The 22,652-nt window shown below is 73.1% G+C and carries 15 protein-coding genes; 12 read left to right on the top strand and 3 right to left on the bottom strand.

Annotated elements, in window-relative coordinates; all coding sequences use genetic code 11:
* Nucleotides 1-62 precede the first annotated feature (62 nt).
* On the bottom strand, nucleotides 63-1,097 hold the full coding sequence (locus ACFFKU_RS12745) for a LacI family DNA-binding transcriptional regulator (protein WP_380138456.1): 1,035 nt from the start codon (nucleotides 1,095-1,097) through the stop codon (nucleotides 63-65).
* A gap of 370 nt (nucleotides 1,098-1,467) precedes the next feature.
* Between ACFFKU_RS12745 and chvE the strand changes: the two genes are divergently transcribed.
* From chvE to ACFFKU_RS12715, 6 genes are all read left to right on the top strand, one after another.
* Nucleotides 1,468-2,613: a multiple monosaccharide ABC transporter substrate-binding protein gene (chvE, locus tag ACFFKU_RS12740; RefSeq protein WP_380138454.1), complete on the top strand. Its 1,146-nt coding sequence runs from the start codon at nucleotides 1,468-1,470 to the stop codon at nucleotides 2,611-2,613.
* Between the two features lie 122 nt (nucleotides 2,614-2,735).
* On the top strand, nucleotides 2,736-4,331 hold the full coding sequence (gene mmsA, locus ACFFKU_RS12735; protein ID WP_380138453.1) for a multiple monosaccharide ABC transporter ATP-binding protein: 1,596 nt from the start codon (nucleotides 2,736-2,738) through the stop codon (nucleotides 4,329-4,331).
* Complete coding sequence (gene mmsB / locus ACFFKU_RS12730) at nucleotides 4,328-5,554, top strand: multiple monosaccharide ABC transporter permease (protein ID WP_380138451.1); 1,227 nt, start codon at nucleotides 4,328-4,330, stop codon at nucleotides 5,552-5,554. Before mmsA ends, mmsB begins: the two co-directional genes overlap by 4 nt.
* 555 nt (nucleotides 5,555-6,109) lie before the next feature.
* Nucleotides 6,110-6,748 (top strand): dephospho-CoA kinase, encoded by a 639-nt coding sequence (coaE, locus tag ACFFKU_RS12725; RefSeq protein WP_380138449.1) that lies wholly within the window; start codon nucleotides 6,110-6,112, stop codon nucleotides 6,746-6,748.
* Nucleotides 6,749-6,758: 10 nt separating this feature from the next.
* Nucleotides 6,759-8,957, top strand: coding sequence for an excinuclease ABC subunit UvrB (gene uvrB / locus ACFFKU_RS12720; protein WP_380138447.1), 2,199 nt, complete (start codon nucleotides 6,759-6,761; stop codon nucleotides 8,955-8,957).
* Between the two features lie 79 nt (nucleotides 8,958-9,036).
* Nucleotides 9,037-10,584, top strand: coding sequence for a glycosyltransferase family 39 protein (locus ACFFKU_RS12715; protein ID WP_380138445.1), 1,548 nt, complete (start codon nucleotides 9,037-9,039; stop codon nucleotides 10,582-10,584).
* Between the two features lie 5 nt (nucleotides 10,585-10,589).
* Here ACFFKU_RS12715 and ACFFKU_RS12710 read toward each other — a convergent pair whose 3' ends face one another.
* Nucleotides 10,590-11,141 carry a MarR family winged helix-turn-helix transcriptional regulator gene (locus ACFFKU_RS12710; RefSeq protein WP_380138443.1) on the bottom strand — a complete coding sequence of 184 codons (552 nt, stop codon included), beginning with the start codon at nucleotides 11,139-11,141 and terminating at the stop codon, nucleotides 10,590-10,592.
* A gap of 150 nt (nucleotides 11,142-11,291) precedes the next feature.
* Here ACFFKU_RS12710 and uvrA point away from each other — a divergent pair, with 150 nt between their 5' ends.
* The 5 genes from uvrA (at nucleotide 11,292) to ACFFKU_RS12685 (ending at nucleotide 19,152) form a co-directional block, all read left to right on the top strand.
* The gene (gene uvrA, locus ACFFKU_RS12705; protein ID WP_380138441.1) at nucleotides 11,292-14,252 is read left to right on the top strand and encodes an excinuclease ABC subunit UvrA; all 2,961 of its coding nucleotides are present in this window, start codon (nucleotides 11,292-11,294) and stop codon (nucleotides 14,250-14,252) included.
* A gap of 243 nt (nucleotides 14,253-14,495) precedes the next feature.
* Nucleotides 14,496-15,788: a hypothetical protein gene (locus ACFFKU_RS12700; protein WP_380138439.1), complete on the top strand. Its 1,293-nt coding sequence runs from the start codon at nucleotides 14,496-14,498 to the stop codon at nucleotides 15,786-15,788.
* Between the two features lie 55 nt (nucleotides 15,789-15,843).
* On the top strand, nucleotides 15,844-17,244 hold the full coding sequence (locus ACFFKU_RS12695; RefSeq protein ID WP_380138437.1) for a glycosyltransferase: 1,401 nt from the start codon (nucleotides 15,844-15,846) through the stop codon (nucleotides 17,242-17,244).
* Nucleotides 17,241-18,620, top strand: coding sequence for an FAD-dependent oxidoreductase (locus ACFFKU_RS12690; protein ID WP_380138435.1), 1,380 nt, complete (start codon nucleotides 17,241-17,243; stop codon nucleotides 18,618-18,620). The genes ACFFKU_RS12695 and ACFFKU_RS12690 overlap by 4 nt, the downstream gene beginning before the upstream one ends.
* 34 nt (nucleotides 18,621-18,654) lie before the next feature.
* On the top strand, nucleotides 18,655-19,152 hold the full coding sequence (locus ACFFKU_RS12685; RefSeq protein WP_380138433.1) for a hypothetical protein: 498 nt from the start codon (nucleotides 18,655-18,657) through the stop codon (nucleotides 19,150-19,152).
* A 24-nt stretch (nucleotides 19,153-19,176) separates the two neighbouring features.
* On the opposite strand, the gene wecB is transcribed toward ACFFKU_RS12685, so the two are convergent.
* A complete protein-coding gene (gene wecB, locus ACFFKU_RS12680) occupies nucleotides 19,177-20,259 on the bottom strand; it encodes a non-hydrolyzing UDP-N-acetylglucosamine 2-epimerase (RefSeq protein ID WP_432499541.1) in 1,083 nt (360 codons plus the stop codon).
* 329 nt (nucleotides 20,260-20,588) lie between these two features.
* On the opposite strand from wecB, the gene uvrC reads away from it, so the two are divergent.
* Nucleotides 20,589-22,559: an excinuclease ABC subunit UvrC gene (uvrC, locus tag ACFFKU_RS12675; protein ID WP_380138429.1), complete on the top strand. Its 1,971-nt coding sequence runs from the start codon at nucleotides 20,589-20,591 to the stop codon at nucleotides 22,557-22,559.
* Nucleotides 22,560-22,652 lie beyond the last annotated feature (93 nt).

The raw sequence follows: 22,652 nt of genomic DNA, 5'->3' as shown, positions 1-22,652 counted from the left end.
ACCACCTGACGAAGGCCCCCACCGCGCGAGCGGTGGGGGCCTTCGTGTCGTCGCGGCCGGTCTCAGCGCGGCGGCGGGCCGGTGCTGGCCCGGACCACCAGCGTCGGATGGATGGCCCCGGGTTCGACGACCCGGTCGTGCAACCGGCTGAGCAGCAGGCGGACGCAGCGACGCCCGACCTCCTCGAAGTCTTGGTGGACCGTGGTCAGCGGGGGGTTCAGGAAGGCCGCCTCGGGCACGTCGTCGTAACCGACCACGCTGACGTCGGCGGGGACGCTCCGTCCGGCCTCGGCCAGCGCCCGGACGACCCCGATCGCCATGTGGTCGTTGGCCACGAAGACCGCGGTGGCCTCCGCGGGGAGCACGCTGCCCGCGGCGTGGCCCGAGGCGGCCGACCAGTCCCCGCGCAGCGGGGCGGGGACGTGCCGGAACCGCTCCACGAGGGCGGTCCGCCACCCGGTCGCGCGGGCCCGGGACTCCGCCCAGTCCCGCGGTCCGGCCACGTGGTGGACGGTCGGGTGACCGAGGTCGAGCAGGTGGTGGACGACGTCGCGGGCGGCCGCGACCTCGTGCCAGTACTCGTCGGCGTCGCCGGCCCCGTCCAGTCCGGGGGCGAGCACGCACGGGAAACCGGGGGCGAGCGCGTCGAAGGCCGCCTGCGAGGCGTCCTCGGGGACGACCGCGACGACCCCCTCGGCGCCGGTGTCCTGCAGCTCGGCCAGGGCCTCGTCGACGCTGCGCGCGGTGATCTCGGTGAGCATCACGAGGGTCACCGAGTACCCCGCGGCCCGGGCCGCCTCCTGCACCCCGGCCAGCGTGCGGGCGGGACCGTAGAGGGCCGATCCGGCGGCGACGACGCCGATCCGGTGCGAGCGGCGGGTGACGAGGGCCCGGGCGGCCGCGTTGGGCCGGTACCCGAGCTCGGCGATGGCGCGTTCGACCCGTTCCTTGGTGCGCCGGGCGACGCCGGGGGATCCGCGCACGACGCGCGAGACGGTCTGCTGGGAGACCCCCGCGAGTTCCGCGACGTCGGCCAGCACGGGGAGTCGCGTCTCGGAGGTGTCCGAGGGCGCGCCGATCGGAGGATCGGGCCGCATGGCGGAGTTCCTGCCTGTGGGGCCCCCGACCGACGGCGGGCGGGGACGCTGGATGGGTGCGGGCGGGGGTTGTCGGACCCGGACCACCGACCCGGCTGCAGCGTAACCCCTCCGGGACGGGGACGGGATGCCCTCCACCGTTCAGCCGAACGCCGGGTCACGATCAGGTCGCGGTCAGCCCGGCGTGCTTGACGGCGCGAGTTGGCAACGTTAACAATGCTGAGAGTCGGACCACTGCTGGTGCCGGCGCGGGACGAGGGAGCCCGTGCGGCGCAGCGCAATCCAGCCCAGGACGGGCGAAACCCCCATCGTCAGGACGTCGAGTCGAGGCGTCCTGCAGTCACGAGCTCACAGAGGAGTTCTCATCGTGATGAAGCGTCGTAGTGCCCTGGCCGTCTTCGGAGCCGGCCTCGCCCTGACCCTCGCCGCCTGCGGCGGGGGCGGTGCCGGGACGGGTCCCGCCGAGGGGCAGGGCGAGAGCAAGGCCCCCGACGAGGTGACCGTCGGGGTGGCCATGCCGACCCAGACCTCCGAGCGCTGGATCGCGGACGGTGACAACGTCAAGAAGCAGCTCGAGGACCTGGGCTACAAGGTCGACCTGCAGTACGCCGGGGACGACATCCCCACCCAGCAGCAGCAGCTCGACCAGATGATCACCAAGGGCGACGACATCCTCATCGTCGCCGCCATCGACGGCACCGCGCTCAGCTCGCAGCTGGCCAACGCCGCGGCGCAGAACATCAAGGTCATCTCCTACGACCGCCTGATCCGCGACTCGGAGAACGTGGACTTCTACGTCTCCTTCGACAACGAGAACGTCGGTGTGCAGCAGGGCACCTCGCTGCTGCAGGGCCTCGGCCTGCTCGACGCGCAGGGCCAGGAGACCGACGTCGCCGGCCCGTTCAACGTCGAGATGTTCGCCGGTTCGCTGGACGACAACAACGCCGGGTTCTTCTGGAAGGGCGCCCAGAGCGTCATCCAGCCCTTCATCGACTCGGGCAAGATCGTCGTGAAGTCCGGTCAGACCAGCATCGACCAGGCCGCGACCCTGCGCTGGCAGCAGTCGGTGGCGCAGGAGCGCATGGAGAACCTGCTCACCTCCACCTACAACGACGGCAGCTCCGTCGACGGCGTCCTGTCGCCCTACGACGGCATCTCCCGCGGCATCATCACCGCCCTGCAGAACAACGGGTACGGCAACGGGGGCAAGAAGCTCCCGATCGTCACCGGGCAGGACGCCGAGATCGCCTCGGTCAAGCTCATCAACGACGGGGTCCAGTACTCGACCATCTTCAAGGACACCCGCAACCTCGCCGGTGAGGCGGTCAAGGCGGCGCAGGCGATCCTCGAGGGCAAGGAACCCGAGGCCAACGACACCGAGACCTACAACAACGGCAAGAAGGTCGTGCCGAGCTACCTCCTCGAGTCGGTCATCGTGACCAAGGAGAACATCACGACCGCGCTCGTCGACACGAAGTACTACACCCAGGCCCAGGTCGACGCCGGCCAGGCCTGACCCGGTCCCGTCGTCCCGGTGCCCGCCCGCTCCCCGGAGCGGACGGGCACCGGGCGCCCGGGCCGGTTCCCCCGGCCCGGACCGTCCGTCCACGAAATCGGTTGGAGAGGGACAGCGCGTCGATGACCGCGAACATCCTGGAAATGCGTTCCATCAGCAAGAGCTTCCCCGGCGTGAAGGCGCTGTCGGACGTGTCGCTCTCGGTCCGCCGCGGTGAGGTGCACGCGATCTGCGGGGAGAACGGTGCGGGGAAGTCCACCCTCATGAAGGTGCTGTCGGGGGTCTACCCGGTGGGCACCTACGAGGGCGAGATCCACTTCGACGGACAGCTGGGCCAGTTCGCCGGCATCGCCGACTCCGAGCGGGCCGGGATCGCCATCATCCACCAGGAGCTGGCGCTCGTCCCGTTCCTGTCCGTCGCCGAGAACCTGTTCCTGGGCAACGAGATCAAGGGTCGTTCGGGGCTCATCGACTGGCACCGCACCAACGGTGAGGCGGCCAGGCTGCTCGAACGCGTCGGCCTCGACGAGAACCCGACCACCCCCATCGGGCAGCTCGGGGTGGGCAAGCAGCAGCTGGTCGAGATCGCCAAGGCGTTGAGCAAGGACGTCAAGCTCCTCATCCTGGACGAGCCGACCGCGGCCCTCAACGACACCGACTCCGCGCACCTGCTCGGGTTGCTGCGGATGCTGCAGGACGAGGGCATGACCAGCATCATGATCTCGCACAAGCTGAACGAGATCGAGGCCATCGCCGACTCGACCACCATCATCCGCGACGGTCGCACCATCGAGACCCTGGACATGCGCGCCGACGCGGTCACCGAGGAACGCATCATCCGCGGGATGGTCGGCCGCGACCTGGACAGCCGGTTCCCCGAGCGCGAGTCGCACCCGGGCGAGGAGGTCCTGCGCATCGAGAACTGGACCGTCGAGCACCCCGTGCAGGACCGGCGCGTCGTCGACGGGGCCAGCCTGGACGTGCGCGCCGGGGAGGTCGTCGGCATCGCCGGGCTCATGGGGGCCGGGCGCACCGAACTCGCGATGAGCGTCTTCGGTCGTTCCTACGGCCGCTACGTCGAGGGTCAGATCTTCAAGCGCGGGAAGCCCATCCAGGCGCGTTCGGTGCGCGAGGCGGTCAAGCACGGTCTCGCCTACGCCACCGAGGACCGCAAGAAGTACGGCCTGAACCTGATCGACGACATCAAGCGCAACGTCTCCGCTGCCGCGCTCGGAAAACTGACCTCCGGCGGGTTCGTCAACGCCAACGAGGAGATCCGGGTCGCCGAGGAGTCCAAGCGCTCCATGAACATCAAGGCCCCGACCGTCGCGGCGATCACCGGGAAACTCTCCGGTGGGAACCAGCAGAAGGTCGTCCTCAGCAAGTGGATCTACTCCGACCCCGACGTGCTGATCCTCGACGAGCCCACCCGCGGCATCGACGTGGGGGCGAAGTACGAGATCTACACCATCATCAACCGGCTGGTGGCCGGCGGGAAGGCCGTCATCGTCATCTCTTCGGAGCTGCCCGAGCTGCTGGGGATCTGCGACCGCATCTACGCCCTGTCGGCCGGGCGCATCACGGGTCAGCTCCCCATCGCCGAGGCGACGCAGGAGAGCCTGATGACGCTGATGACGAAGGACCGGAGCCGGAACCCCTCCGCCGACCCGCACCCCGAGAACCCGACCGAGACCCAGACGCAGGAGCACCCCGCATGAGCGGCACGACCTCGACGGCGCCCACGAGCGCCCCGCCGACCCCCCGGACCGGCAGCGCCAACCCCCTCGTCGCGATCCGCAACAACCTGCGCGAGAGCGGCATCTACATCGCGTTCGTGGTCGTCGTGCTGCTGTTCGCGGTCCTCACCGACGGGGTGTCGCTGAGCCCCGGCAACATCACGAACATCGTCTCGCAGTACTCCTACATCCTGGTGCTGGCCATCGGGATGCTCATCGTCATCGTCGCCGGGCACATCGACCTGTCGGTCGGGTCGGTCGTGGCGCTCACCGGTGCGGTCTCCGCCCAACTGGTCATCGGCAACGGGCAGCCCTGGTGGGTCGGCGTGCTGGCCGCCCTCGGGGTCGGCCTGGTCATCGGTGTCTGGCAAGGTTTCTGGGTCGCGTTCATCGGGATCCCGGCGTTCATCGTCACCCTGGCCGGGATGCTGCTGTTCCGCGGTCTGACCCAGTACGTGCTGAACAACGTCTCGCTGTCGCCGTTCCCGGAGCAGTACACGACCATCGCCACCGGGTACCTCAACGGGCTGTTCGGCGGGTATGGCTACGACGCCTTCACGCTGTTCATCGGGGCGTTCGCCGTCGTCGGTTTCGTGGCGACCCAGCTGCGCACGCGGCTCGCCAAGATCCGCTACCAGCAGGTCGTCGAGGCCATGCCGCTGTTCATCCTCAAGCTGGTGCTGGTCGGGCTCGTGGTCATGGCCTTCGCCTGGCAGCTCGCCCACAGCCGCGGTCTGCCGATCGTCCTCATCATCCTCGGCGTCCTGATCCTGGTGTACAGCGTCGTCATGCGCTCGACCGTGTTCGGTCGCCAGGTGTACGCGATCGGGGGCAACCTCTCGGCCGCCCTGCTCTCCGGCGTGAACGTGCGCTGGGTGAACTTCTGGATCTTCGTCAACATGGGGTTCCTGGCCGCGGTCGCCGGTGTGATCTTCTCCTCGCGGTCCAACACGGCCCAGCCGGGCGCCGGCAACTCCTTCGAGCTCGACGCCATCGCCGCCGCCTTCATCGGTGGTGCGGCCGTGACCGGTGGGGTCGGCAAGGTCCAGGGCGCGATCATTGGTGGTCTGCTGGTCGGTGTCATCTCCAACGGGATGCAGCTGCTCGGGGTCAACCAGTCCCTGCAGTCGGTCATCAAGGGCCTGGTCCTCCTCCTCGCCGTCGCGTTCGACGTCTACAACAAGCGGCGCGGCGGGGTTCGCTGACCCCTTCCCCCTGCTGCGGCCCGGGCCCCGTCGAGTTCTCTCGGCGGGGCCCGGGCCGTTCGTCGTCCCTGGTGCGTCGAATGGTGTCGGAGGAGCGTCTCGCCCTGGCGGCGGCGAGAACGGCTCACCGCGGAGGCCGACGGGTGCTCGCGGCCGTCGAGCGTGGCGGGGACGGGCGCGACGAGGCGGGAGAGAGGCGCGTCCGGCGGGTCGTGCCCGGGGTGGCGGTCGCCTGAGTCAGATCGAGTACGTGGACGAACCCGGGGGAGCCGGCCGAACCGTGGTGGGGCGAGTACCTGCTCGTCCGGCAAGGGCCCGGGGAGGAGTGGAAGATCTCACCGTTCCTCCCCGACGCCCGGCCCCTCGCGGGTCGGACCCCGCTCCCGGCCTGCCCCTCGGCCTCGCACGACCCCGGGGCCGGTCCGGTCGTCCTGCCGGCCTGCCTGCTCGACGCCGACCCCGACCGGGGGGCCGAGTTGGTGCCGACCCGCCGCTCTGCGTGAGCTCGACGGGTGCTGGCCGGTCCCGTGAGCCGGGCCCCGGTAGGGTCCCGCCGTGCTGCGGATCGGGTTGACGGGCGGGATCGGGGCGGGCAAGTCGACGGTGGCGCGGCTGCTGGTCGAGCGCGGCGCGGTCCTGGTCGACGCCGACGTCCTGGCCCGGGAGGTCGTGGAGCCGGGCACGTCCGGGTTGGCCGAGATCGTCGCGGCCTTCGGGCCCGAGGTCGCCCCCGGCGGCCGGTTGGACCGGCCCGCCCTGGGGCGCCGCGTCTTCGGCGACCCGGAGGCGCGGGCCCGGTTGAACGCGATCGTGCACCCGCGGGTGGCGGCCCGGCGCGACGAGATCGTCGCGGGACTGCCCGCCGACGCGATCGTGGTCGAGGACATCCCCCTGCTGGTCGAGACCGGGCAGGCGGGGCGGTTCGCGGTCGTCGTCGTGGTCGAGGCCCCGGTCGAGGAGCGGGTACGGCGCCTGGTCGAGGGGCGCGGGATGACCGAGGAGGAGGCCCGGTCCCGGATCGCGGCGCAGGCCGAGGACGCCGAGCGCCGGGCCGCGGCCGATGTCGTCCTGCCCAACCCCCGGCGCGAGCCCGGGGCGCCCGACCCCCTGCCCGGACTGGTCGCCGACCTCTGGGAGCAGCGGCTGCGCCCCCTGGAGCTCGCTGCCCGGGCTCATGTCGGAGGCGAGTCCTAGAGTCGCCAGCATGCGGCCGACGACAGACATCCAGCGGCGAGTGGCGCCCTTCCAGGTGGTCTCGGAGTTCTCTCCCTCCGGCGACCAGCCGAGCGCGATCGCCGAGCTCGCCCGTCGGGTGAACGGCGGCGAGCAGGACGTGGTGCTCCTCGGGGCGACCGGGACGGGGAAGTCGGCGACCACCGCCTGGCTCATCGAGCAGGTCCAGCGCCCCACCCTGGTGATGGCCCCGAACAAGACGTTGGCCGCCCAGCTGGCCAACGAGTTCCGGGAGCTGCTGCCGAACAACGCCGTCGAGTACTTCGTGTCGTACTACGACTACTACCAGCCCGAGGCCTACGTGCCGCAGTCCGACACCTACATCGAGAAGGACTCGGCGATCAACGAGGAGGTCGAGCGGCTGCGGCACTCGGCCACCAACTCGTTGCTGACCCGCCGCGACGTCGTCGTGGTCGCCACGGTGTCCTGCATCTACGGCCTCGGCACGCCCCAGGAGTACGTCGACCGCATGGTCACCCTGCAGGTGGGGGAGACGATGGACCGCGACGAGCTGCTGCGCCGGTTCGTCGGCATGCAGTACACGCGCAACGACCTGTCCTTCACCCGGGGCACCTTCCGGGCCCGCGGTGACACGGTCGAGATCATCCCCATGTACGAGGAGCACGCCATCCGCGTCGAGTTCTTCGGCGACGAGATCGAGCGGCTCTACACGCTGGACCCGCTGACCGGGGAGGTGCTGCGCGAGGAGCAGTACATCTACATCTTCCCGGCCTCGCACTACGTCGCCGGGACCGAACGGCTGGAGCGGGCGGTCGGGACGATCGAGGCCGAGCTGGCGGAGCGGCTGGAGGAGCTGGAGAAGCAGAACAAGCTGCTCGAGGCCCAGCGGTTGCGCATGCGCACGACCTACGACATCGAGATGCTCCGCGAGGTCGGGGCCTGCTCGGGGGTGGAGAACTACTCCCGGCACTTCGACGCGCGCGAACCCGGGTCGGCGTCGAACACGTTGCTGGACTACTTCCCCGAGGACTTCCTGCTGGTCATCGACGAGTCCCACGTGACCGTCCCGCAGATCGGGGGCATGTACGAGGGCGACATGTCGCGCAAGCGGACCCTGGTCGACCACGGGTTCCGGCTGCCCTCGGCGATGGACAACCGGCCGCTGCGCTGGGAGGAGTTCCTCGAGCGGGTCGGGCAGACCGTCTACCTCTCCGCGACCCCGGGGGACTACGAACTCTCCCGCGGCGACGGGGTGGTCGAGCAGATCATCCGCCCGACCGGACTGGTCGACCCGGAGGTCGTCGTCAAACCCACCAAGGGGCAGATCGACGACCTGCTGCACGAGATCCGCGAACGCACGGCCAAGGACGAGCGCATTCTCGTCACCACCCTGACCAAGAAGATGGCCGAGGACCTCACCGACTACTTCCTGGACCAGGGGGTGCGGGTGCGCTACCTGCACTCCGAGGTCGACACGCTGCGCCGGGTCGAGCTGCTGCGCGAGCTCCGGCAGGGTGACTACGACGTCCTGGTCGGGATCAACCTGCTGCGGGAGGGCCTGGACCTGCCCGAGGTGTCGCTCGTCGCCATCCTCGACGCCGACAAGGAGGGGTTCCTCCGCTCGGCCAAGTCGTTGATCCAGACCATCGGGCGTGCGGCCCGCAACGTGTCGGGCCAGGTGCACATGTACGCCGACACGATCACCCCGTCGATGGCCCAGGCGATCGAGGAGACCAACCGGCGTCGCGAGAAGCAGATCGCCTACAACCGCGAACGCGGCGTGGACCCGAAGCCCCTGCGCAAGCGGATCGCGGACATCACCGACCAGATCGCCCGGGAGGACGCCGACACCGCCGAGCTGCTCGCGGCCACCCAGGGCGGCAGCGGGCGGGCCCAGTCGCGCGGCAAGCCCGCGACCGGGACGGGCAGTCGCAGCTCCAAGGGTCGGGCCGGCAAGACGGGGGGCGGCGCCCCGGCGCCCCGTTCGGGTCGGGCCGCCGGGTTCGAAGGAGCCCCGGCGGGCGAGGCGGAGCGCGCCGCGCGGTCCTCGCTGCCCCAGGCCGACCTGGCCGACCTGATCCAGCAGCTGTCCGACCAGATGCACTCGGCCGCGGCCGAGCTGCAGTTCGAGCTCGCGGCCCGGTTGCGCGACGAGATCGGCGACCTCAAGAAGGAGCTGCGGGGGATGCGGGCCGCCCAAGGCGTGTGAGGCGCGGCTGAGTCGACCCTGAGAGCCGCGACCGACCGGACGGCCACGATCACCGGTCGCCGTGGTCAGACTGGGGCCCATGCCGAGCCCGACCCGAACGCCGGGTCCCGTCCCCCCGTGCGCCGAGAGGCTCGACCTCCCGCCGCAGCGGTCCTCGACCGCCCGCCGTGACGCGCTCGTCCTCGGCGTGCTCGCCACCGTGGTCGCCGGGTTCCTCGCCTGGCGGCCCTCGGCCTGGTACGACGAGGCCGCGACAGCTCTCGCGGTGCAGGCCGGGTGGGGAGACCTGGGCGGCATGCTGCGCGAGGTCGACCTCGTGCACGCCCTCTACTACGTGCTGCTGCGGCCCTGGGCCGCCGTCGTCGGGGTGGAGCCGTTCGCCCTGCGGATCCCGAGCGCGATCGGCGTCGGGGTGGCCGTCGCCGGGACGGTCCTGCTCGGGCACCGGTTGGGCGGTCGCCGGCTGGCGCTGACGGCCGGGATCGCGCTGCTCGTGCTGCCCCGGGTCACCTGGGCCGGCACGGAGGCCCGTTCCTACGCGTGGGCGCTGGCCCTGGCGGTGCTCTGGACGTGGGCCTTCCTCCGCGCGCTGGACGGCCGCTCGTCGGGCCGCACGGCCCGGAGGGACTGGACGCTCTGGGGCGTGCTCGGGGCGCTCTCGATCGTCTGCTTCCTCTACACCGCGCTGCTGCTGCCCGCGCAGCTGGTGACGCTGCTCCTGCTGCGTCGGCGCCCCGGACGGGCCGCCCTCGTCGCGGCAGGAGCGCTCGGGGCCTTCACGCTCCTCTTCGGTGCCCTGGTGGCGACCCAGTCGGCGCAGGTCTACTGGCTGCCCCGGATCGACGCGGCCATCGCCCGCATGGTCGTGGCCGACCAGTTCTTCCTGGGGGCCAAGCTGGTCGGGGTGCTCGGGTGGGCCGTGGCCGGCGTGGGCGGGGTGCTGGGTCTGCTGGCCCTGCGGGGGCGGCGCCCGTCCGCCGCCCACGGCCCCGACGAGGGTGCGACCGCCACGGCGACCGTGGCGTCCGTCGCCCTGCCCTGGCTGCTCGTGCCGTTGCTGGTCCTGGTCGCGGTCTCCGTGGTCGAACCGCGCTACTACCCCCGCTACCTGACGTTCACGGCCCCGGCCTTCGCGCTGCTGCTGGCGCTGGCGCTGCAGCGGCTGCGGGCGCCGGTGCTGGTCGCGGCGGGGGTGGCGGCCGGGGTGCTGCTGGCCCCCGGCTACCTCGCCCAGCGGCAGGTCGTCGCCAAGGAGGCCTCCGACTGGGCCCTCGTCGTCGACCACCTCCGGGCGGTGACGCGTCCCGGCGACGTGGTCCTCTACGGCCCGTTGGACGTGTTCCCGGGCGACACCCGCGCCCTGGGCGACTCCTACCCGGACGCCGTCGCCGACCTGTCCGACCCGACCCGGCTCCCGAGCCGGACCGGGCTGTGGCCCGACACCGCCCCGTTGCGCGCCGAGGACCTCTCCGGGACGGGGACGGTGTGGGTGGTCCGGGCCGTCGGCGAACCCCTCGACGAGGACGCCGCCGATGCCCGGACCCTGCGCGCGGCCGGCTTCCGGGAGACCTCCGACTGGGCCGGGCCGGCCACCACCGTCGAGCGCTGGACCCGGACGGGCGGCTGAAGCCCTCAGACGGCGAGGTCGACGGCCTCGTCCTGCTCGGGGCACAGCGGGACCGGGGACACCGAACCCGTGGCGGTCAGGTGACCGAGCAGGACCTCGCTGATCTCGCGCAGCTGCCGGGTCTGCTCGGGGCTCAGCCGGTCGAACAGCGTCTCGCGGACGGTGCTGACGTGGGCGGGGGCCGCGGCCTCCAGCGCCGCCAGCCCCGCGTCGGTCAGGACCGCCTCGAACCCGCGCCCGTCGCTCTCGCAGGCCTCCCGGCGGATCCAGCCCTCGGCCTCCAGCCGGGCCGCGGCGTGCGAGGTCCGGCTGCGCGAGGACAGCGAGGTCTCGGCCAGGGCGCTCATCCGCAGGCGTCGCCCCGGGGCCTCGGAGAGGCGCACGAGCATCTCGTAGTAGGTGAAGACGAGTCCCGACTCCTGCTGCATCCGGCGCTCCACGCGTTCCAGCACGAGCCGCGTCGAGGCGAGCCAGGTGCGCCACACCCGCTGCTCCTCGGCGTCCAGCCAGCGCACCGCTCCCGGTCCCGCCGTTCTCCCACCCGGGTTCTCCACCATGCTAGAAGGGTACTGAGCGTGACGGGGGTGGTGCGCCGACCCGCCCGAGGGCCGGGAGGTCGCGACGGCGGGGGGCGACGGGGGGTGGGCCCTGGTCCAGGGCCCGCGATCTCGGCGGGTCATGTCGGAGGGGGCACCTACTGTGGTGCCGTGGCCTCTCGCACGTCCTCCCGTCCCCCTGCCTCGACCTCGACGTCCCGTTCCCGGGCCGCCCGCAGCGCGCCCGCGGCGGCTCCGTCCTCGGGGAACCTCGTCGTCCGTGGTGCCCGCGAGCACAACCTGAAGGACGTCTCGGTCGAGCTGCCCCGCGACTCCCTCGTCGTCTTCACCGGGCTGTCGGGCTCGGGGAAGTCCTCCCTCGCCTTCGACACGATCTTCGCCGAGGGGCAGCGGCGCTACGTCGAGTCCCTGTCGGCCTACGCCCGGCAGTTCCTGGGCCAGATGGACAAGCCCGACGTCGACTTCATCGAGGGGCTCTCGCCCGCGGTCTCGATCGACCAGAAGTCCACCTCGCGCAACCCCCGCTCGACGGTCGGGACGATCACCGAGGTCTACGACTACCTGCGCCTGCTGTTCGCCCGCGCCGGTCGGCCGCACTGCCCGGTCTGCGACGAGCCGGTGGGTCGGCAGACGCCGCAGCAGATCGTCGACCAGCTCCTGGAGCTCGCCCCGGGCACCCGCTTCCAGGTCCTGGCCCCGGTGGTCCGCGAGCGCAAGGGTGAGTACGCCGACCTGTTCCGGGAGCTGCAGAGCAAGGGGTTCGCCCGCGCCCGGGTCGACGGTGACGTCGTCTCGCTGGAGTCCCCGCCTATCCTGCAGAAACGGCTCAAGCACACCATCGAGGTCGTGGTCGACCGTCTCGTCGCCAAGGAAGGGGTGAAGCGGCGGCTGACCGACTCGGTCGAAACCGCGCTGGGGCTCTCCGGCGGTCTGCTCGTCGCCGACCTCGTGGACGTCGAGGGCCCCGAGGGGGAGCGGCGCTTCTCCGAGGCGATGGCCTGCCCCAACGAGCACCCGCTCGACATCGACGAGATCGAACCCCGCTCGTTCTCCTTCAACTCCCCGTTCGGGGCCTGCCCCGAGTGCACCGGGATCGGCACCCAGCTCGAGGTCGACCCGGACCTCGTCGTCCCCGACGAGGACCTGACCCTCGCCGAGGGCGCCGTGGCCCCGTGGACGCAGGGGTCGGCCGACTACTTCCAGCGGTTGCTGGTGGCGCTCGCCGACGACCTCTCCTTCGGCATGGACACCCCGTGGCGGGCCCTGCCGAAGCGGGCCCGCGACGCGATCCTGCACGGCAAGGACCACGAGGTCCACGTCCGCTACCGCAACCGGTGGGGGCGCGAGCGGCAGTACTCCACCGGTTTCGAGGGCGTGGTGCCGTTCGTGAAGCGTCGGCACGCCGAGACCGACTCGGAGTGGAGCAAGGAACGCTTCGAGGGCTACATGCGCGAGACGCCCTGCCCGGTCTGCCGGGGCGCGCGCCTCAAGCCGTCGTCGCTGGCCGTCCGGGTGGGCGACCGCTCCATCTCCGACATCTGCGGACTGCCGATCGACGAGTGCGCCCGGTTCCTCGACACGCTGACCCTGTCGGCGCGGGAGAAGAAGATCGCGGCGCAGGTCCTCAAGGAGATCCAGGCCCGGCTGGGCTTCCTCCTCGACGTGGGGCTGGACTACCTGTCCCTGGACCGTCCGGCGGGGACGCTGTCGGGCGGCGAGGCCCAGCGCATCCGGCTGGCCACACAGATCGGCTCGGGCCTGGTCGGGGTCCTCTACGTGCTGGACGAGCCCAGCATCGGGCTGCACCAGCGCGACAACCGCCGCCTCATCGACACGCTCACCCGGCTGCGCGACCTGGGCAACACCCTCATCGTCGTCGAGCACGACGAGGACACCGTCCGCATCGCCGACCACATCGTCGACTTCGGCCCCGGGGCGGGGGAGCGCGGCGGCGAGGTCGTGCACTCGGGCGACCTCGCCGGGCTGCTGAGCAACCCCCGCTCGCTGACCGGCCGCTACCTCTCGGGCGAGCTGGCCATCGAGGTGCCCGAGCAGCGTCGGGCGCTGGACCCGGCCCGCAAGCTGGTCGTCACCGGGGCCCGGGAGCACAACCTCAAGGACGTCACCGTCGAGTTCCCCCTCGGCACGCTGTGCGCGGTCACCGGGGTGTCGGGGTCGGGCAAGTCGACCCTGGTCAACGACATCCTCTACACCGTCCTGGCCAACCGGTTGAACGGGGCGCGCCGGGTCCCCGGCCGGCACAAGTCGGTGACCGGGCTGGAGAACCTCGACAAGGTCGTGCACGTCGACCAGAGCCCCATCGGGCGCACCCCGCGCTCCAACCCGGCGACCTACACCGGCGTCTTCGACCACATCCGTAAGCTGTTCGCCTCCGCGCCGGAGTCGAAGCTGCGCGGCTACCAGCCGGGCCGGTTCTCCTTCAACGTCAAGGGCGGGCGCTGCGAGGCGTGCTCCGGTGACGGCACGCTCAAGATCGAGATGAACTTTCTTCCGGACGTCTACGTGCCGTGCGAGGTCTGCCACGGGGCGCGCTACAACCGCGAGACCCTCGAGGTGCACTTCAAGGGCAAGACCATCGCCCAGGTGCTGGACATGCCGATCGAGGAGGCCGCCGACTTCTTCGCCGCGGTGCCGGCCATCTCGCGGTTCATGACCACGCTCACCGAGGTGGGTCTGGGCTACGTCCGGCTGGGGCAGCCGGCCACCACCCTGTCCGGGGGCGAGGCGCAGCGCGTGAAGCTGGCCTCGGAGCTGCAGCGCCGATCCAACGGACGGACCGTCTACGTGCTGGACGAGCCGACAACCGGCCTGCACTTCGAGGACATCCGCAAGCTGCTCGGCGTGGTGCAGGGGTTGGTCGACAAGGGCAACAGCGTCCTGGTGATCGAGCACAACCTCGACGTGATCAAATGCGCCGACTGGATCGTCGACATGGGCCCCGAGGGCGGCGGCGGCGGGGGCACCGTCGTGGCCGCCGGGACGCCGGAGGACATCGCGGCCCACCCGGACAGCTACACCGGCACGTTTCTGCGCGAGCTGCTGGGGACGGCCACGACCCCGTCGCGGCGGCGGCGGGCCAAGGCCGGCTGACCGTCGCCCTGCGGCCCACCCCGGAACTCGGGGTGGGTCGTCGGTGACGCAGTGAACCGGTTGCCGCCGAACGGGTCTCACCTCAGCGTGAGCACAGCTCGCGTGTGCGTGAAACCTCGTGCGCCGTCCGGTTGTTCGGGCCCCGGCGCCGGGGGACGCGGTGCCAGACTCCCGGCGACGACCTCCTCCGTGGTCTCCTCCGCGCGTGCGCGCGGCCCGGGGTCGTCGGAGAGGACCAGCCCGGTGCACCGGACCCACGCGTTCCCCGCCGCCCCCGACGCCACCCCGTCGGCGGCGACCTCCGACCCGGTGGTGACCCCCGACCCGGTGGAGGTCCCGGCGCACGCGCTGGCCGCCGCCGCCCGCGGCGCACGCTGGTTGCGACGCTCGGGCATCCAGAGCCCGTCCGGCGGCTACCACTCGTGGTTCGACCGGGAGCAGGACGCCTACCCGTTCGAGTACTCCGAGGTCACCGGTTACCTGGTCACCTACGCCGCCTGGCTCGCGGCGGGAGCGGGCGACATCCTCCCCGACGCGATCGAGGACGGCGAGGGTCCCCACGCGGGGGCGACGGTCCTCGACGACGCCGACCGCGCCGTCCACTGGCTCGCCACCGCGGTGCAGCCCGAGCCCGGTGCGTTCCGGTGCCTGGAGGCCTCGGCCGCCGTCGGGCGCTTCCAGGGCAAGGCGGACCGGCTCTACACGTTCGACGCGGGGATCATCCTGCAGGGCCTCGTCGCCCACCACGTCGCGACCGGTTCCGAGCCGGCCCGGCGCACCGCCGTGGACACCGGCGAGTGGTTGCTGCGCCACGTCGACGCCGCGGGGGTCGTGCAGCCGTGGCCGTCGGCCCCCGGGGTGACCGACTGGCCCGACGTGCCCGGTGACTGGTCCACCCGGCCGGGCGTCCATCACGCCAAGATCGGCATCGGGCTCGCCGCCCTGGGTGAGCTGACCGGGGACGGACGGTTCACCGCCGCGGCCGTGGCCGTCTGCGAGGACGCCCTGCGCCACCAGCTGCCCTCCGGCCGGTTCGTCACCAACCCGGCGTCCGACCCCGTCCCGGGGTCCACCAACATCCACCCGCACTGCTACGCGGCCGAGGCGCTCTGGTCGGTCGGGCACGCCACCGGGCGCGCGGACCTCGTCGCCGCCTCCGAACGGGCCACGCTGTGGTTGCTGGCCGCGACCGACGCCACCGGTCACCCCCTGCGGCGCTGGACCTCCGAGGTCGACGTCGTCCGGCACCCGCGGGTCGACGGGGTGGCGCAGGCCCTGCGCCTCGCCGCCCTGCACGGGCTGGGCGGTACGGCGGCGGCCCGTCGCCTGCTGGGCACCGTGCTGGCGCACCAGGTCGAGGACCCGACCGAAGTCCGCGTCCACGGCGGGTTCGCGTTCGGCGCCGGCACGGCCGGGGAACCGCTGGTGCACGCCAACGTCTGGGTCACGGCCTTCGCGGTGCAGGCCCTGGTGCTCGCCGTGCGGGGCGGGGCCGACCCCCAGGGCCCCGTCCTCGACTGGCGACACCTGGTCTGAGCGGCGGGGACGGAACGGGACGGGACGGGACAGGACAGGGGGGGCGAGGAACGGCATGGCACGGGTGCTGCTGCTGATGACCCGACCGCTGGCGGGGGCCGGCGGTCGCGGGATGGTCCTGCAGACCATCATCGACTCGATCACGGGTGCCGGGCACGAGGTGGTGTGCGCCGTGGTGGGCGGTCCGGCCGACCCGGCCGCGATCCCCGGGGTGCGAGCGGTCCACCGGTTGCCCGACGTCCGGCTCCACGAGGTCCTGCTCGGGGCCCGGGCGCGCCGCCGGGGGCTGCGTTCGTTCAACGAGCGGTTGTACTCCTCCGACCGCGTCACGCGGGCGGTCCGCGCCATCGCCCGCCGTGAGCACGTCGACGCCGTCGTCGCCGACGGGGTGCGGCTCGCGGCCTACGCCGAGGACACCGGGCTGCCCTGGTTCGTGGACCTCGACGACCTGCTCTCGGCCCGCTACGAGCTGTGGCAGGACCACGACCTCGACCTGCACCAGCTGCTCGGGCACCGCCGACCGACGAACCGCCTCCTGGCCGCGCTGCTGCGCCGGGTCCGGGTCCGCCGCCTCCTCGCCGTCGAGGCCCGCCGCCTGCGCGACCGGGAGGTCGAGATCGCGCGGCGCGCCGACGGGGTGTCGTTGGTCTCGCCCACCGAGGCGGCCACGCTCGCGGAGCGGGCCGGTGTCGAGGTGCTGGCGCTGCCGATGGCCGTCGCCGCCGACCGGGTGCGCGTCTGGCCCGCACCCCGTTCCCCGGGGACGCCGGAGAGCGTCGGGGGACCGGCGCCGGACCGGCGCCTGGCCTTCCCGGGCAGCCTGACCGCCTTCGCCAACGAGGAGGCGGTGACCTGGTGGGTCACCGAGCTGGAACCGGCGTTGCGTCGTCGCGGACTCGGCGGATGGCAGCTGCACGTCTACGGTGTCGTGCCCCCCGAGGCCCGCGAGCGGGTCGAGGCGCAGGACCGGACCGGCTCCGTCGTGCTGCGCGGCGCCTTCAGCCGGGAGGACCTGCACGCCGAGCTCGTCGGGCACTCGTTCCTCCTCGCCCCCCAGCGCGAGGCGCTGGGGCTGACCGTCAAGGTCGTGGAGGCCGCCGTCCTCGGGCTCGTCCCCGTCACCACCCCGCAGGGAGCCTCGGGGATGGGCGTCGAGCACGGTCGCGAGCTGCTGCTGTTCTCCGACGGGGACGAGCTCGCCGACGTCCTGACCACCGTGGAGCGGTGGACGGCCCACGAGCCCGCGGAGATCGCGGACCTGGCCGGTCGAGCGCGGGCCTGGGCCACCGCGGACTACTCGCCCGCGACGCTGCAGCGCCGCTGGGCCGACGTGGTGGCCCGGCTCACCCGTCCCGGCCGCCCGACCCGCCCCACCTGCCCCACCCGCCCCACCCGACTCACCCGCCCCACGCCCGTCGACGACGGCGGGTCCGACCGACTGGACCTGATCCGATGAGCGCCGCTGCCCCCGAGGCCACCCCCGCCCGAACCGCCGCCCGGCGCCCGGTCGTCGTCATCGGCGCGGGCCCGGCCGGGCTGGCCGCCGCCGAGCACCTGCTCGACCACGGCCAGCAGGTCGTGGTCCTCGACGGGGCCCCGGTGGTCGGGGGGCTGTCCCGGTCGATCCCGCTGTGGGGCGACCACTTCGACCTGGGGCCGCACAGCTTCTACTCCTCGGCCCACCCGGAGTCGGTCCGGCGCTGGCTGGACCTGGCCCAGGGGCGGGTCGACCGGACCGTGGCCCGCCGCAAGGCGGTCTGGCGGGGACGGGTCGTGGACCTGCCCCCCTCGCCCGGTGAGGTCCTCGCCGTGGCGGGGCCGGTGGCGGCCGGGCGGTTCGCGACCTCCCGGGTCCGGGCCCGCGCCGCGAACCGCCTCGGCCTCGCCCCCGCGCCGGGGTCGGCCTACGACGCCCTCACCGCCCGGCACGGTCGCGCGGTGGTCGAGGAACTCTTCGTTCCCTACTGCCGCAAGTACCTCGGGGTGCACCCGGTCGACCTGTCGGTGGGGTTCGCCGAACGCCTGCTCGGTACCCGGACGAGTTTCTCCGGGCCCGTCGAGCTGCTCATGCCCCGCGGGGGCACGGGGTCGGTCTGGGAGGAGCTGGCCCGGCGGTTGCGGGCGCGGGGTGCGGAGATCCTGCTGTCCACGCCGGTGACCGGCCTCGTCGCCGACGCCGAGGTGGGGCGGGTCGAGGCGGTGACGGCCCGGACGAGCTCGGGCGGGACGGTCTCCGACCTCCGCATCGACTGCCGGGCGGTCGTCGCCAGCGTCCCGCCGCCCCTGCTGCTGCGGTGGCTGCCGGGGACGACCGTGCCCGCGGGCACCGGCGCCGTCCCCCTGCGCAGCCGGGACACGATCCTGGTGCACCTGCGGACGTCCGGGCCGGTGGGGCAGGACGCGCACTACGTCACCGCCTACGACGAGGGGGTCCGGACCGGGCGCCTCACCAACACCCGGGTGTGGCGGCCCGAGGCGTTCCGGGACCGACCGGACACCGTCCTGTGCGCGGAGTTCTGGAGCTCCGGGGACGACGACCTGGCCGATCTGGACGACGCCGGGCTGACCCGGCTGGCCGTCGCCGAGCTCGCGGCCTTCGGGGTCGACCGGCGCGTGGTCGTCGAGGACGCCGACGTGCTCCGGCTGCCGCGCAGCGTGCCCGTCCTCGGCCGCGGGGTGGAGGCGGTCCGGGCCGCGCTGGACGCGCAGCTGGACCGGTTCACCAACCTGGCCCGGATCGGGCGGCACGGCACCCATTCCTGGGACGGCCAGGAGGACTCCCTGCTCACCGGGCGCAGCATCGGAGCGCACGTGCTGGAGGTCGCGCCGTGAGCAGGTGATCGTGGCCGTGCCCTACGCTCCGGCGGTGGTCTCGCTCCGGCACCGTCGCGACGGCGGCCTCGACGTGGGTCGGGCCCGCGCCCGGATCTCCGCCTACGTCTACGGCAACATCACCGTCCTGGCGGCCGTGGTCGCGGCGACCCCGCACACGCTCGAACGGTGGGACGGGGTCGTGGCCGTGCTCGCGACGGCCGTCGCCACGCTGCTCGCCCACGTGATCGCGGAGTCCGTCGCGCACCAGGTGGGGCCCCGGGCCCGGCACGAGCTGCGCGACGCGACGCCCATCGCGACCTCCGGGGGCCTGCCGGCCGCGGTGCTGGCCCTGGGGACCCTCGGGGTCCTGGCCCCGGCGACGGCCCAGCTCCTCGCCGCCCTCGTCGCCGTGCTCCGGCTGGCCGGGGTCGGGGTGGTCGTGGAGCGCCTCTCGGGCCGTCCCCCGTCGGTCGCGGCCCTGTGGGGCGGGATCGGGCTGGCCGTGGTCGGGGCGGTCGTCGCCGTCCTCAAGACGGTGCTGACCCACTGACCGCGGGCCCGCCCCACCCGGACCTCAGCGCCGGGCGCCGACCAGGTCGCGCACCCTCTCGACGATCACCCGGCTGGCCGACCCGTCGCCGTAGGGGGAGTCGAGGGCCGTCAGGGCCGCCGGGTCCTCGGCCAGGGCGGTGCGGATCTCCTCGGCCAGACCGATCCCGGCCGGGACGAGCGAGGCGAACGTCCCCAGCACCTCGGGCCGCTCGGTGGACCGGCGGACCACGACGAGCCGCTTCTTGAGGACGCTGACCTCCTCCTGGACCCCGCCGGAGTCGGACACGACCAGCCGGGCCGCCTCCTCCAGGGCCAGGAACTCCGCGGGCGGCTGGGGCGGGACGACGGTGAGGCCCGCGACGAGCTCGCCCAGTCCGTCCTCGCGCAACCGGTGCAGGGTGCGGGGGTGCGCCGGGAAGACCACCGGCAACCCGGCCGCCGCGGCGGCGTCGCGCACCTCGGTGAGGACGGTCCGCAGGACGGCCGGGTCGTCGGCGTTCTCCGGGCGGTGCACCGTCAGCAGGAGGAACCCCGCCGTCAGGCCGAGCCCCGCGAGGAACTCCCGCGCCCGGTCCGGGGTCGGACGCAGGTGCAGCACCGACTCGACCACCGTGTTGCCGGTGAGCAGGATCCGGTCCGCGGGGATGCCCTCGTCGCGCAGGTGGGCCACGGAGGTCGCGGTGGGGGCGCAGCAGAGGTCGGCCAGGTGGTCGATGAGGACCCGGTTGTGCTCCTCGGGCATCCGCCGGTCGAAGCTGCGCAACCCGGCCTCGACGTGCACCACGGGCAGGTCGCGGGCGTTGCCGGCCAGCGCGCCGGCGAGCGCGGCCGTCGTGTCGCCCTGCACGACCACGGCCGCGGGCCGGTGCACGGTGAACACCGCGTCGAGGGCCTCGACGGCGGCGCCGAGCTGGGCCCCGCGGGAGGTGCCGCCGACCCCGAGGGCGAGGGGTTCGGTGCCGAACCCCAGCTCGGCGGTCACGTCGGCCCACATCGCGGCGTCGTAGTGCTGCCCCGTGTGCACGACCAGGGCCTCGGACCCGAGCCGGCGGATGATCTCGGCCAGCTTGATGGCCTCGGGTCGGGTGCCGAGGACCACGGCCACCCGGCCACCGGCCGCCGGCCCCGCCGGCCCCGCCGGGGGGTGCGCGGCGGTGCGCTGCTGGGCGGGGACGAGCGGGGCGCGCAGGGCCGGGGCGGCGTCGGGCACGAGGGTCACGGGAGGCGACGGTAGGGAGGAGAGCCGTGCCTCGGGGGCCGGATCCGGTGAGTCTCACACGGCTGCGCACCCGTTCTGTCGCACCGTGAACGGCGGTGAGCGCAGGGTCGAACACTGACGCCGGGGGAGGTCGTACGGGCGGTGCGCGCGCGGTCGCGCAGGGGTGCCACGGGCCTCGGGGCGTCCGTGTCGGGACCTCGACATAGCCTCGACCCGTGCCCGATCCCGCCACCTACCGTCCCCGGCCCGGGGAGATCCCGGTCGAGCCCGGGGTCTACCGCTTCCGCGACCCGCAGGGGCGGGTCGTCTACGTGGGCAAGGCCAAGAGCCTGCGGGCCCGGCTGTCGAACTACTTCCAGGACGTCTCGGCCCTGCACCCCCGCACCCTGGCGATGGTCACCACCGCCGCCAGCGTGGAGTGGACGACGGTGGCCACCGAGGTCGAGGCCCTGCAGCTGGAGTACTCCTGGATCAAGGAGTTCGACCCGCGGTTCAACGTCAAGTACCGCGACGACAAGTCCTACCCCTACCTCGCGGTGACCATGGGCGAGGACGTGCCCCGCGTGCAGGTGATGCGCGGGGCCAAGCGCAAGGGCACCCGCTACTTCGGCCCGTACACGCACGCCTGGGCCATCCGCGAGACCGTCGACCTGCTGCTGCGGGTGTTCCCGGTGCGGACCTGCTCGGCGGGGGTCTTCAAGCGGGCCGGACAGGTCGGGCGACCGTGCCTGCTGGGCTACATCGACAAGTGCTCCGCACCCTGCGTGGGGCGGATCTCGGTCGAGGAGCACCGGGCCCTGGCCGAGGACTTCTGCGACTTCATGGGCGGGCAGACCGCCCGGTTCGTCCGGGGCACCGAGAAGCAGATGAAGGCGGCCGCCGCCGAGCTGGACTTCGAGCGGGCGGCGCGGCTGCGCGACGACCTGGGCGCCCTGCAACGGGCGCTGGAGAAGTCCGCCGTCGTCCTGCCCGACGCCACCGACGCCGACGTCTTCGCCATCGCCGACGACGAGCTCGAGGCCGCCGTGCAGGTGTTCCACGTCCGCGGCGGGCGGGTGCGCGGCCAGCGCGGCTGGGTCGTCGAGAAGGTCGAGGACGTGGCCCTGCCCGAGCTGGTCGAGCAGCTCCTGCTGCAGGTCTACGGCGGGGAGAGCGGGGAGGGCGTGCCGCGCGAGGTCCTCGTGCCCGAGCTGCCGGCCAGCTCCGAGGCCGACGTCGAGGACTGGCTGTCCGAGCTGCGCGGGTCCCGCGTGGACCTGCGGGTGCCGCAGCGCGGCGACAAGCGGGCGCTGATGGACACGGTGCGGCGCAACGCGTCGCAGGCCCTCGTCCTGCACAAGACCCGGCGCGCGGGGGACCTGACCACCCGGTCGCAGGCGCTCGCCGACATCCAGGAGGCGCTCGGGCTGGACGAGGCCCCCCTGCGGATCGAGTGCTACGACGTCAGCCACATCCAGGGCACCGACGTCGTCGCCTCGATGGTCGTCTTCGAGGACGGGGTGGCCAAGAAGGCCGACTACCGCAAGTTCAACGTGCGCGGGGACGACGGGGTCGACGACACCGCGGCCATGCGCGAGGTCCTCATGCGCCGCTTCCGGCGGATGCGCCCCGACGAGCAGCTGCAGGCCCCGGCCGTCCCGGGCGGCGGGGAGGTGCCGGCCGGCATCGACCCCGACACCGGACGACCCCGCCGCTTCGCCTACACGCCCAACCTCGTCGTGGTCGACGGGGGGCTCCCGCAGGTGGAGGCCGCGGCCCGGGCGCTCGCCGACGTGGGCGTGGTCGACGTCGCCGTGTGCGGTCTGGCCAAGCGACTCGAGGAGGTCTGGCTGCCCGGCGAGCCCTACCCGCTGGTCCTGCCGCGGACCTCGCAGGGCCTCTACCTGCTGCAGCGCGTCCGGGACGAGGCGCACCGCTTCGCCATCACCCACCACCGGGCCCGCCGCAGCAAGGGCATGACCGCGAGCGCGCTCGACGCGGTCCCGGGGCTGGGCCAGACCCGCCGGGCGGCACTGCTCAAGCACTTCGGCTCGGTGAAGCGCCTGCGTGCGGCCAGCGTCGAGGAGGTCGCCGAGGTGCCCGGCGTCGGCCCGGCGACCGCCGCGGCCGTCGTGGCCGCCCTGGCCGACGGGCGGACCGACGGCGGGGTCGTGGTGAACACCGCCACGGGGGAGATCCTCGAGTGAGTCCCGCCACGACCCGACAGGACCTGACCAAGACGCTGTGTCAGATTGCATGTGCGCTGAGTGCGCATCTGGCTGCCGGACCCCGTCGGCGGC

The sequence above is a fragment of the Kineococcus gynurae genome (assembly GCF_042433995.1).
GTDB classification, from domain to species: Bacteria; Actinomycetota; Actinomycetes; order Actinomycetales; family Kineococcaceae; genus Kineococcus; species Kineococcus gynurae.
The sequence above is the reverse complement of the archived record's forward strand: the minus strand, read 5'-3'. Positions and strand labels throughout refer to the sequence as shown.

Excerpts from the sequence above, each read along its gene's own strand:
- uvrB (WP_380138447.1), top strand. The coding sequence starts at position 6,759 with ATGCGGCCGACGACAGACATCCAGCGGCGAGTGGCGCCCTTCCAGGTG.
- mmsA (WP_380138453.1), top strand. The coding sequence starts at position 2,736 with ATGACCGCGAACATCCTGGAAATGCGTTCCATCAGCAAGAGCTTCCCC.
- ACFFKU_RS12695 (WP_380138437.1), top strand. The coding sequence starts at position 15,844 with ATGGCACGGGTGCTGCTGCTGATGACCCGACCGCTGGCGGGGGCCGGC.
- ACFFKU_RS12690 (WP_380138435.1), top strand. The coding sequence starts at position 17,241 with ATGAGCGCCGCTGCCCCCGAGGCCACCCCCGCCCGAACCGCCGCCCGG.
- chvE (WP_380138454.1), top strand. The coding sequence starts at position 1,468 with ATGAAGCGTCGTAGTGCCCTGGCCGTCTTCGGAGCCGGCCTCGCCCTG.
- ACFFKU_RS12715 (WP_380138445.1), top strand. The coding sequence starts at position 9,037 with ATGCCGAGCCCGACCCGAACGCCGGGTCCCGTCCCCCCGTGCGCCGAG.
- mmsB (WP_380138451.1), top strand. The coding sequence starts at position 4,328 with ATGAGCGGCACGACCTCGACGGCGCCCACGAGCGCCCCGCCGACCCCC.
- ACFFKU_RS12745 (WP_380138456.1), bottom strand. The coding sequence starts at position 1,097 with ATGCGGCCCGATCCTCCGATCGGCGCGCCCTCGGACACCTCCGAGACG.
- ACFFKU_RS12710 (WP_380138443.1), bottom strand. The coding sequence starts at position 11,141 with ATGGTGGAGAACCCGGGTGGGAGAACGGCGGGACCGGGAGCGGTGCGC.